The organism is Bacillus sp. Medicinal_06, assembly GCF_056711665.1.
In genome coordinates, this window is record NZ_JBWYHD010000013.1 from 52,510 (window position 1) to 69,583 (window position 17,074).

Sequence of the window (17,074 nt, forward strand, 5' to 3'; positions counted from 1 at the left end):
CCTCGTTCATCTTTTTAGCTTGCTTTAAAACCACCGCCAAGTACATCTCGTACGTCATGAATAACAACAAACGCATCTTCATCCACGTTACTGATTACTTGTTTTAATTTCACAAGCTCTTGCTTATTAATTACGACATATAGTACTTCTTTATTTTTCCCAGTATAGCCACCGCGTCCTTCTAAGACAGTCACACCGCGTGTCATATGTTTCGTAATCGTTTCACGAATTAAATCTGGTTGACTTGATATAATTGTAACTGCTGTTTTCGTATTAATTCCTTCCACAATGAAGTCGATTACTTTTGCTCCGACAAATACTGCAACGAGCGTATACATTGCTTTTTCTTGTCCAATGATAAATACCGATCCTACAATTACAACAATATCAATAATAAGAACACCTTTCCCAACGCTCCATCCTAAATATTGATTTGCTAATTGCGCTAAAATTGCTGATCCTCCAGACGTACCTCCCGCTCGGAACATACAGCCTAATCCAATACCAACAAACACCCCAGCAAATAAAGCTGCTAATAACGTATCGCTATTTACCCTGTGTCCAATGTGTTCTGTAGCATATAAAAACAAAGAGGTTTCTACAATACCAAGGATTGTGTAAACCATCGTTTTTTTATCAAAAAATTTATAACCAATAGCTAATAGAACCGCATTGAATACAAAGTTCATAATCCCTGGTGACCATCCAAATAAATAGTAGGTGACGACTGTTAAACCGATGATTCCACCTTCCGATAAACGGTTTGGAATCGCAAAATAGTTAATACCAATCGCAAATAATAATGAACCAATTGTAATTAATGCAATTTCTTTCATTCGTTGATTAAACATAAGTTGTAACCTCCTCCATTTGACATTGTATCACTATCTTACAGAGGCATAGAAATAGTTTTTACCACACTCTTTTTTCTTATAACAGCTATATAATTATGTTTACATAAACATTTGTTTAGTTATGCAAATTCGCCCTAACAGCATCAACAAACTTCTTCACGTTTCCCGCCTGAATATACTTAGCCACCACAACTTCACTATTATGAATAAATGCTAAACGCGGAAACATTTCTATTTCATCTATACAAAAATACGAATATTCTTCAAGAATTATAGGATAATACAGGCGTTTCCCATAAAAAAGAATTCGCTTATTAGTAGCAACAAATATACCTTGTTGATATGAAAAGGTGAAGTTATCTCTCTCAAATATTCCTACCACAAAAGATAAAATTTGTTCATCAGATTCTACATACTTTTTTACATTCAATAATAGTTCTTTCATGAATATTCCCCCAAATTCAATTCATTGTCGTAACATTTGAAAAGAATCCATGGATTACTACATAACCGGTGTAAATTAGTTATAAAGTATGAAACGCGTTTCCAGTCAAATACATTCTCAAAAAAATCCGTTATGTGTCATTACACATAACGGATTTCAACTAAACAGTAGAGCGTTCTACCAATTTATAAGGAATCTCCACTTTTTCTTGTTTCCGATCATCATTACTTATTTGTTTGTAAAATAGTCCAAAAGCACTTTTACCAATCTCTTTCACATGTTGATCAATTGTGGTGATTTGTAACACTTGGGAAATTGGCTGATTATCAAAACCAATAATCGCTAAATCCTGTGGAACACTTATGCCTAATTTTTTAGCTTCTGTCATAATTCCAATAGCAACTTCATCCCCAGCTACTAGCAACGCTTCAGGAGAATTCTCCATCTCTTTTAACTTATGGGCGACCTTCACACCATCCTCTAACGTAAAGCATTCCGTAAAGATTCGATTTTCGATAATTTCTTCATCTATCAGTTGTAAGGCTTGCTTATAGGCCTCAAATCGCTTTTTACTACTAGCTCCTTGCTTCCTCCCTGTACAATATCCAATTTTTTTGTAGCCTTTCTTGATTAAATAATTCATCCCTAATTGAAAAGCCCCAAAATGATTTATATATACGCTGGATATGCCCAAAACATCAGTCTCTTCACAAGCAATAATCGTCCCATATGAAGCATAGTGCTTAATTACATCCCAATCATTCGCACGTGAACAAATTATAATACCGTCTAGTTGTTTTGTTTTCAACATATGTAAACTTTCTCTTTCTTCTCGCTTGTTATAATTTGTCTGACACAGAAGAACTCGGTAATTATGAGCTAATGCCCCTTCCATAACTCCTCCAACAATCCTATCGAAGTGCGGGTGGTCAATGTAGGGCAAGATCACACCAACAATATTCGTTCTTCCTTTTGATAAATGAACCGCATTTGCATTTTGTGAGTAATTCAATTTTTCAACTACTTCTAAAACTGCTTTCCGTTTTTCCTCACTTACGTATGGATGATCATTCAACACCCGTGAAACAGTCGTAACCGAAACACCTGCTAACTTCGCAATATCTTTAATATTAGCCATATGCTCACCTCTTTTCTTAACGTAATCAAATTCATAAGTATGTGTCAAATGTTCTCATCCTTACATCTCCATGCAATTCTCTTACAAAAGTGTAATCTTTCTGTAAGCTAATTCGATAGTGACTTCTCTCTACATTTCGTACAATTAAGTCAGAAAGTAACTCAGAACATTCGAAAAGGAGCGGATACACATGATGAACAAAATGAAATCAAACAAATTCGTAAATACAATGAGCATGGTGCTATCCACTCTTGTCGATGCAAAAGCAGTTGCTCATTCATTAAACAAGTAAGGAGAGATTAACTATGAACAAAATTACTTTTAACAAATTTGACTTTATTGGACTAGCTAGCGGCTCTGCTCTTCTTACAGCTTTCATTTATGCTGCTACGCTTATTTAACTTTGTGTCCCCTTTCCCCTTTATATAGATAGTAATAGAAAAGACGACCGTCTATGCCCGGTCGTCTTTTCCTATTTGCTATTTTTTTTTAATGTTTCTGTTAGTTCTTCAAATGTTTCGTTCAATTGATCCGTCATCATTTTCATCGCTGTTTTTCGATCCACTGTCTCTCCCACTTCTACTTGAATTGGATCACCGAAAATCAATTGTGCCCTTTTTCCTTTCATTAATTCTTTTACACTTGATGGACCAACATAAGCTGCCGGTACTAAAGGAACATTAGAGCGCATTGCGATTGTAACAGCTCCTGCTTTCAATGAAACATCCTCAGTTGATCTCGTTCCACTTGGAAAAATCCCTACTACTTTACCGTCTTTTAATAAACGGGATGGAATCTTTAGCGTACTTGGCCCTGGATTTGCACGATCTACCGGAAAAGCATTTACATTATTAAAAAACCAATTTGTAAACTTACCTTCAAACAATTCTTTTTTCGCCATATAATGAATTTCTGTTGGATACATGCCTGTTGCTAACATTAATACATCCATAAAGCTTGTGTGTGTGCACGCAACAACATATGGTCCACCTTCAGGTAATTTTTCTCTTCCTTGAACCTCCACTTTCCCAAGCGTTTTAAATATATATTTCAACAAAAATGTAATTAATTTATACATTCGTTTCGTCCCTTTCTAAACATTCAAAGTTTAATCATATCTTTAAAACAATTATAACACTAACCCCTAGTAGTTGGTAATAAAATTAAGTATTAATTTTCAAAATTTAATTCTTACAAAATTGTAATCTTACTGTAAGCTAATTCAATAGTGACTTTCCTCTATATTTCGTACAATTAAGTCAGAAAGTAACAAGCAATCATTCGAAAAGGAGCGGATACACATGTTAAACAAAATGAAAACAAATAAATTTGTAAATACAATGGGCATGGTATTAACCGTTCTTGTCGATGCTAAAGCTGTTGCTACTTCATTAAACAAGTAAGGAGAGATTATGATGAACAACATTACTTTTAACAAATTAGATTTTATCGGACTAGCTAGTGGCTCTGCTCTTCTTACAGCTTTCATTTATGCTGCTACGCTTATTTAACTTTGTGTCCCCTTTCCCCTTTATATAGATAGTAATAGAAAGACGACCGTCTATGCCCGGTCGTCTTTCTTATGATGCTTTTCTTTCATGTAATTCTTTTAAAAGCTGTATCATTTCAGCTTGTTGTTTTATCTTCTTACGACCATTTCGATTAATCGCTGCCAGCTCACAGGCAATTCCTATCGCAAAGAAAAACAATAGACTCTCTAACATATAAAAAATCCTCCAACTACATTATCTATTAGACAGCTCGGCGCAACGGCTCCTCTTGTAAAATGTTCTTATTCTTGGTTTCTTCTTTACGCTGACATACGTTATTTCGAATAAGAGCTGTAATAACAAGTAATGTTCCTACTATATCAAAAGTTGTTATTTCATACCCTTGCATCATCACAATGACCAATGTAGTAATGGGTACAAAGTTAATAAATAAAATCCCATTAATAGATGATAAAATTTTCACACCGTAGTTCCAAGCAAGTAGCGCTACAATACCTGGTAATGTCATCATAAATAATAAATCATACTTGACGATAGAAATCGTTTCCACGCTCGGTACCGGCACATATCCTAACAGTGTAATGATCATCGTTATAACACCTGTTACAGCGGTACCAAATACACATGTCAATGTAGAATAACGAAGTGTCGACCAGCCACTAAATGATTGGCCACCCATTGTGTAGATTACCCATCCCACAACACCAATAAAAATAAATACTAACGAAAATAGATTATCTTTCAATGTAAGGAAGAAACTCATATCACCTTTTGTAATCACAAAAACAGCTCCAATAAAAGCAATAACCATACTTGTCATCATGTACTTCTTCGGCTTTATCTGCTTATATCCCCATAGAATACCAATTGAAATCATCGGCATAAGCGCCTCCATAATAGAAGCTACCATAACGCCAGGTTTCCCCATCAACATTTGTCCTAAAAAAACAAGTACATTATATACAGTAAACGCCATTGTTCCAAAGAAAACGAGTAACTTTCCTTTTCCTTCTAAACGAAATGCTTTCTTTCCTTCTTTCATTAACAATAATGCAATTAATACAATTGCTACCGCTCCATAACGAATGAACGAAAAATAAAATGGATCTATATATTCTAGCGCATGATCTGCAACTGGAAACATTGCTCCCCATGACATGCTTGCAATTAAACATGCCAGTGCACCTATTATCATTTGACCTTTTCTCACCGTAATCCCTCGCTTCTATGTAATTCTCGATGCATTGCACAATGAGAATTGTAAAAGAAAAAATATATCACGTAAAATGATTCAAAATGATGCTATCTATCACTTATAATGATATTTGACAACAAGGGGGAATGCGGAGTGGAACTACGAGATTTACTAATTTTCCAAAGTGTTGCCGATCACGGAAGTGTTAGCAATGCCGCAAAGGAATTAAATTATGTGCAGTCTAACGTGACAGCTCGTATTAAACAACTAGAAAATGAATTGAAAACACCGCTCTTTTATCGACATAAACGAGGCATGACATTAACTGCCGAAGGAAGAAAGATGCTCACTTACGTCAATAAAATTTTGCAGGATGTCGATGAACTGAAGCAGGTATTTTTAGATAGTAGTGTACCCTCTGGTATTTTAAAAATCGGCACAGTCGAAACAGTAAGCACATTACCTACCATCCTATCTTCTTACTACAAAAAGTACCCAAATGTTGATTTATCACTACAAGCAGGTTTAACAGAGGAACTCATTAAGGAAGTAATCGACCACCAATTAGATGGCGCTTTTATATCAGGACCTATCAAACATCCACTATTAGAACAATACGATGTTTGTACAGAACAACTTGTCCTTGTCACAAAAAATAAAGCTTTTCATATAGAGGAATTTATTACAACGCCACTTCTTGTCTTTAATCAAGGATGCGGATATCGTTCCAAACTAGAACGCTGGCTCAAAGATGAAGGCTTGCTTCCAAAAAGAATTATGGAATTCAACATACTAGAAACGATTTTAAATAGCGTTGCACTTGGTCTTGGAATTACACTCGTGCCACAATCCGCTGTTAGGCATCTTTCTACTACAGGAAAAGTTCACTGCCATCCGATTCCTGAAAAATACGGGAGCATTTCAACAGTCTTTATACGTCGTAAAGATACCTATCTGACCAACTCAATGCGGAGCTTTTTAAAGACAATTGAAGAGCACCATCATATCAATATGCTTTAAGAGATATTCTTACACGAATGTCTTTTTTTCTTACAAAAGTGTAATCCTCCCGTAAGCTAATTCGATAGTTACTCCTGCCCACATTTCATATAATTAAGGCAGAAACAAGGGCAACAACAATTCGAAAAGGAGCGGATACGCATGATGAACAAAATGAAAACAAACAAATTTGTAAATACAATGGGCATGGTGCTATCTGCCCTAATCGATGCAAAAGCGGTTGCTACAACTTTAAACAAATAAGGAGAGATAACTATGAACAACATTACTTTTAACAAATTTGACTTTATCGGACTTGCAAGCGGCTCTGCTCTTCTTACAGCATTTATTTACGCACTTGCCCAAGGTCTTGTCTTATAAAATTGTTTCCCCAAACCCCTTTATATAGAGAAAAACCTGCTTGTCTTATGGACAAGCAGGTTTTTCAATTTGTTTCATATATAATTTGACCTGTTTTACTTATATCGTACCCACCAATTGCTCGCAGTTCATTTTGAAATTCTGTCGATTGCAATATTTCTTTTACTGCTTCAATAAGTTGTTCGTTTTGTTTATTTTTTAAAATTACCAAGTCATATTGTTCTTTCATAAGCGGAATAAAATCTACATTCACAATTTGTGCTATCTTTTCTGCCCCTACGCCAACATCAGCTTTTCCGTTAGCAATCTGAGAGGCAACACCAAGATGATTAGACTCTTCCGCATCATAGCCTCGAATATTTTCTTTCGCTACATTTTGAATTCTCACCTGTTCATCTACTAGTACACGAATTCCTGATCCTTTTTCACGATTCACAAATTGAATCGATGAATGATTCAGGTCAGCCCACGTTTGTATTCCTTTTGGATTTCCTTTTTGTACATAAAACCCAACATTTCTCGCTAATAAGTTCATCACAATACATGGTTGTCCAACTAAAATCCGTTTTACATATGGAATGTTATATTCTCTTGTATCGCCATCAAACAAATGTAAACTAACGATACTTCCTTCTCCTTGAGACATTTTAATTAAACTCATTAAACTCCCCTGATAAGCCCGCAGCATACTAGAACCTGGTAAAAGTCTTTCAAGATGCTTCGCCAGCATATCTAATGTTAGCTCTTGTCCACTAATTACACAGGAAGATTCTCTATTCTTCTCCTCTAGTTTCCTTGAAGCAGTCTGCACTTTTCCCGTTTTCATTTGCTTAATATATTGTTCTAAGTCCACCGCATCAATGCGCATTTGTCTACCAACCCTGTAAGAAGGTAGTTCACCTTTTTTAATTAAATCATACACTGTTAACTTTGAGACTTTTAGTCGATTTGCTACCTCTTCCGTTGTGTAGGAATGATGATCCATAGACGATTCCTCACTTTCTCTTTTCATTGTAACAAAGAAAGAAAATTTCTCCTATTTTTTCAAAAAGTGATTTATTTCACATTATATTTAATTATATCTATTTATAATTAAATATAATTAGTTATAATTAAATAGGATATAAAGAAAGGGGATTATACGCATGAACAAATTCACATTACGGTACATTGGGGTACTTATGCTCTGTTTCCTTCTTGTTTTTAGCGTGGCATGTACGAACGAAACGAAGAAAGACCAAACAAACGCAAAAGAAGAAAAGACAGTTGAACTTACAATATCTGCAGCTGCCAGTTTACAAGATGCTTTCAAAGAAATTGAAAAACAATATAAACAAAAAGAACCAAATATAAAACTTTCCTTTAACTTTGGCGGTTCTGGTGCACTTCAGCAACAAATTGAACAAGGTGCTCCTGCTGATTTATTCTTCTCTGCAGCAGAAGATAAATTTCAAACGCTTGTCAAAAAAGGATTTATTAATGAAAAGGAGGGGAAAAACCTTCTTGGAAATGAACTCGTTTTAGTCGTTCCAAAAGAAAGCTCCATTAAAACATTTCAAGAATTGAAGGAAGAAAAAGTGAAGAAACTAGCAATTGGTACACCTGAATCTGTCCCAGCTGGAAAATATGCAAAAGCTTCTCTTACACATGAAAACTTATGGAACGACCTTCAAAACAAAATCGTATTAACAAAAGACGTCCGCCAAGTGTTAACATATGTAGAAACAGGTAATGTAGATGCTGGCATTGTATACAAAACAGATGCTCTTATTTCAGACAAAGTAAAAATTGCAAATGCAGCACCTGCTAATTCTCATGAACCGATTCATTATCCAGTAGGCATTATAAAAGAATCAAAGCATAAGAAAGAGGCGACTTCATTTTATGAATATTTACAGTCAAAAGATGCACAATCTATCTTTAAAAAATATGGATTTACAATCCTATCGTAACTATTATGACATTTGATACACTTTGGTCGCCTGTTTTTCTTTCCTTACGAGTAGCTGCACTTGCCACCATTATTGTTATGATTTTCGGCACAGTTATCGGACGAGTATTAGCTCGCTCCTCATGGCGTTATAAAGTGTTATTAGAAACTATTTTTCTGTTACCGATGGTACTTCCGCCAACTGTTATTGGGTTCTTTCTCATTATTATTTTTGGGAATAACAGCCCTGTTGGAAAGTGGATTGAATCATTATTTCAACAATCGATTATGTTTACATCGTGGGCTGCTGTCATCGCTTCAACAGTCGTTTCATTCCCACTGATGTATCAATCGGCAAAGACAGGATTTTCTATTGCAAACAAGCAAATTGAAGATGGTGCCCGCGATCTTGGAGCAAGTGAATATCAAGTCTTTTTACACGTCACACTACCACTTGCATTTCCTGCGCTATTTAGCGGAATGATTTTAAGCTTTGTACGCGCACTTGGTGAGTTTGGAGCAACACTTATGTTTGCTGGTAACATTCCGGGCAAAACCCAAACGATTCCAACGGCTATTTATATGGCAATTGATGCAAGTAATATGAACCTTGCTTGGACACTCGTTATCATAACAGTCAGTATGTCACTCATATTTTTATTGTGCATTCAGCTGATCAATAAAAAAATTACTACTTCTTAAAGCAGCTTTCGACAAAAGCTGCTTTTTATTTCCCGAAAAATAAATTGTTTTGTAGAATAATGAAAGATTTATCTTACAAAAATGTAATCTTACTGTAAGATAATTCGATAGTTACTATTGAGCATATTTCATATAATTAAGTCATAAAGTAAAGCTGATGGAAATGAGGTTGTCCCCCCTCTTCCCATTCGTTAAAAAGAGCTAATTAACTTTATTTCCCCAACCCCCTTTATAAAAAGGCCTCAAATTGAGGTCTTTTTTATTTTGAAGAAGTGACAGAATCTTAGAATATATAAAAATATACATTCTATTTGAATTTACTTTCTAAAACAGGTACTTTCCTGTTATTATATGGAGGTGTTTGAAAAAATGAAGAAATGAAAACGCATTTATATCGTAAATTCTTCATCCTGTTTTAGCGATCGGTAATCTTCTACTTTCTCAGTGGGGAATTACCGATCGTTAGAACGAAATTTAATTATATTGATATAGAAAAACGAAGGGAGTCTTGTAATGGACATTTTATTAGCGCTTCTTCCTGCAATTGCATGGGGAAATATCTTATTAGTAAGCGTAAAAATGGGCGGTGGTGCATATAGCCAAACGGTAGGTATGACAATCGGTGCTCTATTCTTCGCAACAATTATGTATGTATTTACTCAACCTGCTTTAACAATGACAATCTTAATTGTTGGATTTATTTCAGGTTTATTCTGGGCTTTAGGACAAGTAAACCAATTAAAAACAGTTGAAAAACTAGGTGTTTCAACAACTGTAACGATTTCTACTGGTATGCAACTTGTTGCAACTTCTATCTTTGGCGTTATCGCTTTTCGTGAGTGGACTACTACTACTACGATTATTCTGGGAACGATTGCAATCCTTTTAATTGTAGTCGGTGTTGTCTTCACTTCATTAGATGATAAAGAAAATGCACAGCCACCAGGACAATTGAAAAAAGGACTTTTAACTTTAATTGTTTCTACATTCGGCTACCTTGTATATGTAATTATTATTCGTTGGTACAATATCGATGGTTGGTCTGCTATTTTACCGCAAGCAGTCGGTATGTTTGTTGGAGCAGTTGTATTGACATCTAAACATAAACCATTTAACAAATATGCAATTCGTAATGCTTTATCTGGCCTACTTTGGGGAACAGGTAACTTATTCTTACTTCTTTCTTTACCAAGAGTTGGAGTAGCAACAAGTTTCCCATTATCTCAAACTGGTATCGTTATCTCTACATTCGGTGCAATTGTCTTCTTAGGCGAAAAGAAAACAAAGCGTCAAATGGTATTTATTGCACTAGGTAGTGTTCTAATTATCGGCGGTGCTGTTTTACTTGGTATGACAAAAGCATAATTGCACAAGCTATAAATCAAACCCTCGAAGCATATCTGCTTCGAGGGTTTTCTATTAACTATTAAAATAGATTTCTAAGCGAATGATTCACGTAATCTCTTTTTTCATAGTTCGCTTTCCATTCTAATAGTCCATCTATACATAAAAATAAATTAATTAGAGCAAGAATTAACATCACATATAAACCTGTCGAAATGTATATGGCAATACTTACAACATTATATAAGATCCATAAATGCCAGTTCTCTAAAATCTTTCTACTAAGCATAAACTGAGCCACAAGTCCTAACACTGCATTTAAAGCATCTAAATACGGGTTTGTCGACTCTAAATAACGAATTTGATAATACCCCCATCCAATCCAAGCAACTAGAATCAAAATGATATAACCAATCCACCCTTTCAAATCTAAGCGAACGGTTGGTTTCACGTCTCCCTCTCCACTACGTGCAATCCAATAATACCAACCATATACATTAAATATGAATTGGAACGCTGCTAATATGGCCATTGCATATAACTCCTGTGTAATAAAAATGTATAGAAAAGATGCAACTGTAATCATCCCAAATAAAAAATTCCATACCTTTTCTCGAGCTAGTAACCAAACATTTATAATCCCCATAACAGATGCAAAAATTTCAATATAGCTCGACTGAATATACATACCTACTAGCATACAAATAATACTAGAGATAATTAAAAAAACTGGATGTCTAACCATAAGCCTCTCTCCCCAAATATTTTATGATTTCTCTACACACATTATAAAGAAAGCGCCTATTTATATCCATATTTTTCTAATTATCTTTTTTCTTATTATACAGTTACATTACATGTATTCCCTCATTGCTAATTTATATAAGTCATTTCTTTTTACAAAAATCTCTCAAAGATGTTATCGTTTTTTATAACATATTCTAGGTATGGAGGAATAAAGGATATGCCAAAGAAACATAGAATTTTATTTATTGGTGCCGGTCGTATGGCAGAAGCAATCTTTGCCGGACTTCTCAAAACAAGTAAAGAGCACATCGAAGAAATTGTTGTATCCAATCGAAGTAACATAGAAAAACTTAAGCAACTAGGGGAAAAATATGACATTTCAATTACAAATGATTGGAAAGAGCACATTAAAAATGCAGACACCATTGTTTTAGCCATGCCACCAGCTGCACATGAGCAATTATTAGCGGAGTTATCGCCTCTTCTAACCAATCAGTTTGTTGTAACAGTTGCTGCCGGAATTGGTCCATCTTATTTAGAAGAAAAACTCCCTCAAGGTACACCTGTTGCCTGGATTATGCCCAATACAGCTGCAACAATTGGGAAGTCTATTTCTCTATATACAATGGGACATTTCGTAAATAAAGAACATCAAGAAACACTGCAACTACTTTTAAAAGGGATTGGTACAGCACAGCTATGCACAGAAGAAGAGGTACATCAGCTTACCGCTGTAACTGGAAGTGCCCCAGCATTCCTTTACCACTTTACTGAAGGATTAATTGAAGCAACGAAAAGCTATGGAATCGATGAAGCAACCGCAAAACACCTTGTCATTCAAATGATTACTGGTTCTGCCGCTATGCTAGAACAAGAACAAGATCCAACTATGCTTCGTGAACAAGTGACTACACCAGGTGGCTCAACTGCAGAAGGTTTAAAAGTTTTATATGAATATAATTTTTCAAAGATGATTCACCAAGCAATTGAAGCAACAAATAAAAAAGCTAGGGGGAATTAATATGACAGTAACAAGCTTACAAGATTGCACAACATTACATAATGGTGTAAAAATGCCTTGGTTTGGTTTAGGCGTTTTTAAAGTTGAAGATGGTACACAGGTAATCGATTCTGTAAAAGTTGCTATTAAAAATGGATACCGCAGTATCGATACAGCTGCAGTATATAAAAATGAAGAAGGCGTTGGCCAAGCAATTCGCGAATGCGGAATTCCTCGTGAAGAATTATTTATCACATCAAAAGTATGGAACAGTGATCAAGGCTATGAATCAACATTACAAGCCTTCGAAACAACATTACAAAAATTAGGTTTAGAATACTTAGATCTATACTTAGTACACTGGCCTGTAAAAGGAAAATACACAGAAACATGGAAAGCATTAGAGAAACTTTATAAAGAAGGCCGTGTTCGTGCTATCGGCGTTAGCAATTTCCAAATCCATCACTTACAAGATGTTCTAGAAATCGCTGAAATGAAACCGATGATTAATCAAGTTGAATATCACCCACGCTTAACGCAAGAAGAACTTCACTCTTTCTGTAAAGAGCATACTATTCAACTAGAAGCTTGGTCACCATTAATGCAAGGCCAATTACTCGACCATCCAGTATTGCAAGAAATTGCTACAAAATATAACAAATCAACAGCACAAATCATTTTACGCTGGGATCTGCAAAATGGTGTGGTTACCATTCCTAAATCAGTTAAAGAGCATCGCATTGTCGAAAATGCAAGCATCTTTGATTTTGAATTGAGCGCTGAAGATATGAAAGCAATTCAGTCATTAAATGAAAATCACCGTGTTGGCCCAGACCCTGATAATTTTGATTTTTAAGAGAAAAGTCACTGTGTAATTGCACAGTGACTCTTATTTTTATATTGCACTTATAAAAAACTGAAAATTTAAACTATATTCCATTTTATTGACAGTTCATTTGTCCGGGTGTAAGATTTTGAATAATCAAAGAAACAAAAAAATTAATACAAATCATTATGTTTACTCATTGTATCAAGAGAGGTGGAGGGACTGGCCCTTTGAAACCTCGGCAGCAGGTTCACTTTGAATACTGTGCCACTTCCTGCAAGCATTATGCTTGAAAGATAGAATGAGGGACTTCGTTTATATACATGGTGCATGCCTTGTAAACAAAACTCCCTCTTTCTCTATATGAAAAGAGGGAGTTTTTCTTTCCCTCACAAATTGTTCATCAACTAATAAACAAACAATTTAAGGAGGAATTTTACATGAAAAAGAAATTTGTACCTGCTGTCGCATCTGTTTTAGGAGCAAGTCTTTTATTAACAGGTTGCGGTAGCTATAAAGACGAAGCAAGTGAAGCAAAAGCAAAGGATAAAGCCCCTGATAAACAAGTATTGAACTTGGCCACTGGTACAGAAATCCGTACAATGGATACTGCTCGCGCCACAGATACTGACTCTGGCCAAGTAATGAGAAACGTATTTGAAGGTTTATATAACCTAGGTGAAGGAAACAAGCCTGTTCCTGGTGTAGCAAAGTCTCATGCGGTTAATCCTGATAAAACAAAATATACGTTCCATTTACGAGATTCAAAATGGTCAAACGGTACTCCTGTGACAGCAAAAGATTTTGTCTTTGCTTGGCAACGTGCCGTTGATCCAGCGACTGCTTCTGAATACGCATTTCTATTCTTTGATATAAAAAATGCGAAAAAGATTAATAATAAAGAACTTCCGGCTGACCAGCTCGGTGTAAAAGCAATCGATGACCACACCTTTGAAGTTGAATTAGAGCGCCCTGTTCCCTACTTTATTAGTTTAACGGCATTTCCAACATTCTTACCAATTAATGAAGCATTCTTCAAATCACAAGGTGATAAATATGCTTTAGAAGATAACACGATTCTTTATAATGGTGCCTTTACATTAAGTGATTGGAAACATGAACAAAGCTTTAAGTTCAAGAAGAATACCAACTATTGGGATAAGGATAATGTGAAACTTGAAGAAATTAATTTTAATGTCGTCAAGGATCATTCAACAGCTGTTAATTTATATGAATCAAAACAAATTGATCGACTTACTTTAACATCTGATCTTGTTGATAAATATCGCAAAGATAGTAACTTTAAAGAACGACCAGATGTCGGGGTACAATTTGTACGTATGAACCAGAAAAATAAAACGTTACAAAATATAAATGTTCGTCAAGCAATCGATAAATCGATAGATAAGAAAGCATTTGTAAATGTGCTTTTAAATGATGGCTCTCTACCCTCCTATTCTCTAGTGCCAAAAAATTTCGCCAAAGGGCCAAATGGAAAAGACTTCCGTGAAGAGAATGGTAATTTAACAAAAGAAAACACAAAAGAAGCGCAACAGTTTTGGAAACAAGCAAAACAAGAATTAGGATCTGACAAAATTTCAATTGAATTATTAACAAGTGATGGCTCTCTACCTAGAAAAACAGGTGAATATTTAAAAGAACAACTAGAGAAAAATTTAGAAGGATTAACAGTAAATGTTAAGCCTCAACCACGTAAACAACAAGTCACATTATTACTACAAGGAAATTATGAGATTGCTATTGACGGATGGAGCCCGGATTTTGCCGATCCAATTACATTCTTAGAGTTATTTACAACTGATAACTCATACAACTTAGATCACTATTCTAACAAAGAATTTGATAATCTAATCCAAAAAGTTAAAACCGACTTAGCTGGTGATGAAAAAGCACGTTGGGAAGCTTTAAAACAAGCAGAAAAAATCTTATTTAAAGATGCCGTTATCTCTCCTCTTTATCAAAATGGAACAACATACTTAGAGCGTTCTTATGTCAAAGGCGTAGTTGAAGTTGATTTTGCAGGGCCACTTAACTTCAAATGGGCGAAAGTTGAGAAGTAAACAGCCCGTGTAAAATGTCATTTTCATAAAAAGAAAAAGGAATCCTTCAACAGGACTCCTTTTTCTTTATGCTTCTTTTATTACATGTCTCTTTCTTTTTACTATTACTGATATCCCTACAGCAACTAGCGATACCATTTGAGTAATAATAATTATAAATAATAGAAAGATAACATTCTCTTTTAAGTTTCCGCCACCAAATACTATTGCGAAATAACCCTTTGCGGCATATGTTGCGGGAAATAATTCACCGATTGTTTGATATGTTTTTGATAACATAGCATACGGTACCATCACACCAGAACTTACAAGTTGTAAAGAAAGCGAAATAATATTAAAGAGCATGCCTGCATTTCCAAATAAGGTAATAAACATTTGTGTTAATGATAGGAAGGAAAAGAAGACAATTGCTTGGAATATCCATACATTCCATACCGTTTCTTGCACTTCAAGTTGAAATGCTTTCATTAAACCAATTGTAATGCATGCAAGTAGGATTGATACTGTGCCATTAATCACTTGTCGTGATAGGTAACTATCCCAGTTTCCCCCTACCTGTTTTGCCACTTTAGATAGTTCCATACTCATAATCATCGCTCCTACAAATGAAGCTAACACGATCATAAGCGGTACCATATTTACAGAAAATCCTTTTGCATCATTTACCTTGTGAATCGTAAATCCAACCGAATCTTCAGCTAATCCTTTTATCACTTCTACACTGCCCGGCCCCATAGCAAGTAGTTTCCCGGCAACTACTTGCTGCTTATAATTTGAGACCTCTTTATTTACATTATCACGAACTTGTTTCGCGACTCCTTCCATCATTTGTTTTGCCATCATAGAGTTTGCTTGGTTAATATGAAAATTTAAATTTGTTTTTCCTTTTTCACTTATATCCTTTGAAAAAGAAGCTGGTATTTCAATAATCATATTGTATGCACGCTTATCCATTTCTTCTTTTGCTTTTTCCATAGACTTCTCTTTCGTTACTTGAAAAGGTAAATTTTTCTGTAATCCTTCTCCTATTTTGCTTCCCATATTCATATCTTGGTTCACAATAGCAATTTGCATTTGATCGGCTCTTTCATTTACTCCATCATAAGCTGTAAGCCAAACACAAAAGAAAATAAGCTGAAACGCTAATGCTACCACAATTCCCACATACGTACCTGGTGTCTTTAAAAATTGTTTCAATGTATTCATTCTTCCGCCTTCAGCAAGCAAGTACATACTTGCATTTTATTTTAAATAAATACTAGGGTCTTAATGCCCTAGCATATAAAGTTATATTATTCTCAATAAAGTTCTCATCATTCATTTCCATAAGTCGATTTTCAAAACGCAATTTGGATAGAAAGTAACCAAAATTAATCCATATAAAATTCATTACTTGAGCTTCAATATTTGTATCAATAATTTTTCCTTTTTGCTGCATTTGTGCAAAATACATCATTAATTCTTCTTTTAAGCCTTTTGGTATTTTGGCAATTTCATCATCTAATTCAGGAAACACGCCTGTTTCACGTATACCAATAGAAATGATGTCTTTTGCTTCATTCAAGAAGTTATGATAATGTCTTGCTAAATTCTTTAAATCTGTTTCTAATTCCCACACAATTTCTGTTTGTAAAAACCGTTGTAAATGCGGCAAATATGAAAATTCATAAACGGCTGCTTCAATGACGCCCTTTTTGTTTTTAAAATTACGAAAGATCGTTACTTCATTAACACCAGCACGCATTGCAATTTCTTTTGTTGTTGCTGCCTTATATCCTTTTTCTTTCACTAATTCAATTGCTGCTTGAATAATTTTGTCTGCCGTCTTTGAGCGCGCCATACAATCCTCTCTTTCTAATGCAAGTGATCACTTACATTTAGATTATATAAGTTTCTAATTATTGTCAATCTAATTTTTGTA

At 34.9% G+C, this 17,074-nt stretch carries 20 protein-coding genes and 1 riboswitch; of the genes, 10 read left to right on the top strand and 10 right to left on the bottom strand.

Annotated elements, in window-relative coordinates:
* Positions 1-14 precede the first annotated feature (14 nt).
* From AC1M36_RS23390 to AC1M36_RS23400, 3 genes are all read right to left on the bottom strand, one after another.
* Entirely contained in the window at positions 15-851 is an 837-nt protein-coding gene (locus tag AC1M36_RS23390) for a YitT family protein (protein ID WP_336453762.1), read from the bottom strand.
* A 118-nt stretch (positions 852-969) separates the two neighbouring features.
* Positions 970-1,299 carry a PH domain-containing protein gene (locus tag AC1M36_RS23395; protein WP_336453763.1) on the bottom strand — a complete coding sequence of 110 codons (330 nt, stop codon included), beginning with the start codon at positions 1,297-1,299 and terminating at the stop codon, positions 970-972.
* Between the two features lie 160 nt (positions 1,300-1,459).
* Positions 1,460-2,437, bottom strand: a complete 978-nt coding sequence (locus tag AC1M36_RS23400) for a LacI family DNA-binding transcriptional regulator (protein ID WP_479846235.1) — start codon at positions 2,435-2,437, stop codon at positions 1,460-1,462.
* A 305-nt stretch (positions 2,438-2,742) separates the two neighbouring features.
* Between AC1M36_RS23400 and AC1M36_RS23405 the strand changes: the two genes are divergently transcribed.
* Positions 2,743-2,838, top strand: coding sequence for a DUF3948 family protein (locus tag AC1M36_RS23405; RefSeq protein ID WP_336453765.1), 96 nt, complete (start codon positions 2,743-2,745; stop codon positions 2,836-2,838).
* A gap of 71 nt (positions 2,839-2,909) precedes the next feature.
* Here the strand turns inward: AC1M36_RS23405 and AC1M36_RS23410 are convergent, their stop codons facing one another.
* The gene (locus tag AC1M36_RS23410; protein WP_336453766.1) at positions 2,910-3,515 is read right to left on the bottom strand and encodes a lysophospholipid acyltransferase family protein; all 606 of its coding nucleotides are present in this window, start codon (positions 3,513-3,515) and stop codon (positions 2,910-2,912) included.
* A 337-nt stretch (positions 3,516-3,852) separates the two neighbouring features.
* Between AC1M36_RS23410 and AC1M36_RS23415 the strand changes: the two genes are divergently transcribed.
* Positions 3,853-3,948: a DUF3948 family protein gene (locus AC1M36_RS23415; RefSeq protein WP_336453767.1), complete on the top strand. Its 96-nt coding sequence runs from the start codon at positions 3,853-3,855 to the stop codon at positions 3,946-3,948.
* Between the two features lie 69 nt (positions 3,949-4,017).
* Here the strand turns inward: AC1M36_RS23415 and AC1M36_RS23420 are convergent, their stop codons facing one another.
* Positions 4,018-4,161 (bottom strand): YrzO family protein, encoded by a 144-nt coding sequence (locus AC1M36_RS23420; RefSeq protein ID WP_241817479.1) that lies wholly within the window; start codon positions 4,159-4,161, stop codon positions 4,018-4,020.
* Between the two features lie 28 nt (positions 4,162-4,189).
* Complete coding sequence (locus tag AC1M36_RS23425; protein ID WP_336453768.1) at positions 4,190-5,158, bottom strand: DMT family transporter; 969 nt, start codon at positions 5,156-5,158, stop codon at positions 4,190-4,192.
* Positions 5,159-5,296: 138 nt separating this feature from the next.
* On the opposite strand from AC1M36_RS23425, the gene AC1M36_RS23430 reads away from it, so the two are divergent.
* Together AC1M36_RS23430 and AC1M36_RS23435 are read left to right on the top strand one after the other, a co-directional pair.
* Positions 5,297-6,163 (top strand): LysR family transcriptional regulator, encoded by an 867-nt coding sequence (locus AC1M36_RS23430; protein WP_336453769.1) that lies wholly within the window; start codon positions 5,297-5,299, stop codon positions 6,161-6,163.
* Positions 6,164-6,418: 255 nt separating this feature from the next.
* Entirely contained in the window at positions 6,419-6,523 is a 105-nt protein-coding gene (locus AC1M36_RS23435; protein WP_174102597.1) for a DUF3948 family protein, read from the top strand.
* A gap of 64 nt (positions 6,524-6,587) precedes the next feature.
* Here the strand turns inward: AC1M36_RS23435 and AC1M36_RS23440 are convergent, their stop codons facing one another.
* On the bottom strand, positions 6,588-7,535 hold the full coding sequence (locus AC1M36_RS23440) for a helix-turn-helix transcriptional regulator (RefSeq protein WP_336453770.1): 948 nt from the start codon (positions 7,533-7,535) through the stop codon (positions 6,588-6,590).
* Between the two features lie 133 nt (positions 7,536-7,668).
* Here AC1M36_RS23440 and modA point away from each other — a divergent pair, with 133 nt between their 5' ends.
* The 3 genes from modA to AC1M36_RS23455 all read left to right on the top strand — a co-directional run bounded on the left by modA (position 7,669) and on the right by AC1M36_RS23455 (position 10,520).
* Complete coding sequence (gene modA / locus AC1M36_RS23445) at positions 7,669-8,475, top strand: molybdate ABC transporter substrate-binding protein (RefSeq protein WP_336453771.1); 807 nt, start codon at positions 7,669-7,671, stop codon at positions 8,473-8,475.
* A 5-nt stretch (positions 8,476-8,480) separates the two neighbouring features.
* The gene (gene modB, locus AC1M36_RS23450; protein ID WP_479846236.1) at positions 8,481-9,155 is read left to right on the top strand and encodes a molybdate ABC transporter permease subunit; all 675 of its coding nucleotides are present in this window, start codon (positions 8,481-8,483) and stop codon (positions 9,153-9,155) included.
* A 513-nt stretch (positions 9,156-9,668) separates the two neighbouring features.
* Positions 9,669-10,520 carry a GRP family sugar transporter gene (locus AC1M36_RS23455; RefSeq protein WP_241817486.1) on the top strand — a complete coding sequence of 284 codons (852 nt, stop codon included), beginning with the start codon at positions 9,669-9,671 and terminating at the stop codon, positions 10,518-10,520.
* 61 nt (positions 10,521-10,581) lie between these two features.
* Here AC1M36_RS23455 and pnuC read toward each other — a convergent pair whose 3' ends face one another.
* Positions 10,582-11,244 (bottom strand): nicotinamide riboside transporter PnuC, encoded by a 663-nt coding sequence (gene pnuC / locus AC1M36_RS23460; protein WP_479846237.1) that lies wholly within the window; start codon positions 11,242-11,244, stop codon positions 10,582-10,584.
* A gap of 219 nt (positions 11,245-11,463) precedes the next feature.
* On the opposite strand from pnuC, the gene proC reads away from it, so the two are divergent.
* The 3 genes from proC to AC1M36_RS23475 all read left to right on the top strand — a co-directional run bounded on the left by proC (position 11,464) and on the right by AC1M36_RS23475 (position 15,153).
* Complete coding sequence (gene proC / locus AC1M36_RS23465) at positions 11,464-12,267, top strand: pyrroline-5-carboxylate reductase (RefSeq protein WP_479846238.1); 804 nt, start codon at positions 11,464-11,466, stop codon at positions 12,265-12,267.
* A gap of 1 nt (position 12,268) precedes the next feature.
* Positions 12,269-13,102, top strand: coding sequence for an aldo/keto reductase (locus tag AC1M36_RS23470; protein ID WP_479846239.1), 834 nt, complete (start codon positions 12,269-12,271; stop codon positions 13,100-13,102).
* A 168-nt stretch (positions 13,103-13,270) separates the two neighbouring features.
* Positions 13,271-13,375, top strand: a riboswitch (SAM riboswitch).
* Between the two features lie 137 nt (positions 13,376-13,512).
* Positions 13,513-15,153 carry a peptide ABC transporter substrate-binding protein gene (locus AC1M36_RS23475; protein WP_479846240.1) on the top strand — a complete coding sequence of 547 codons (1,641 nt, stop codon included), beginning with the start codon at positions 13,513-13,515 and terminating at the stop codon, positions 15,151-15,153.
* Positions 15,154-15,219: 66 nt separating this feature from the next.
* Here AC1M36_RS23475 and AC1M36_RS23480 read toward each other — a convergent pair whose 3' ends face one another.
* Both AC1M36_RS23480 and AC1M36_RS23485 read right to left on the bottom strand, forming a co-directional pair.
* Positions 15,220-16,359 carry a YhgE/Pip domain-containing protein gene (locus AC1M36_RS23480; protein ID WP_336453777.1) on the bottom strand — a complete coding sequence of 380 codons (1,140 nt, stop codon included), beginning with the start codon at positions 16,357-16,359 and terminating at the stop codon, positions 15,220-15,222.
* Positions 16,360-16,411: 52 nt separating this feature from the next.
* A complete protein-coding gene (locus AC1M36_RS23485; RefSeq protein ID WP_336453778.1) occupies positions 16,412-16,993 on the bottom strand; it encodes a TetR/AcrR family transcriptional regulator in 582 nt (193 codons plus the stop codon).
* Positions 16,994-17,074 lie beyond the last annotated feature (81 nt).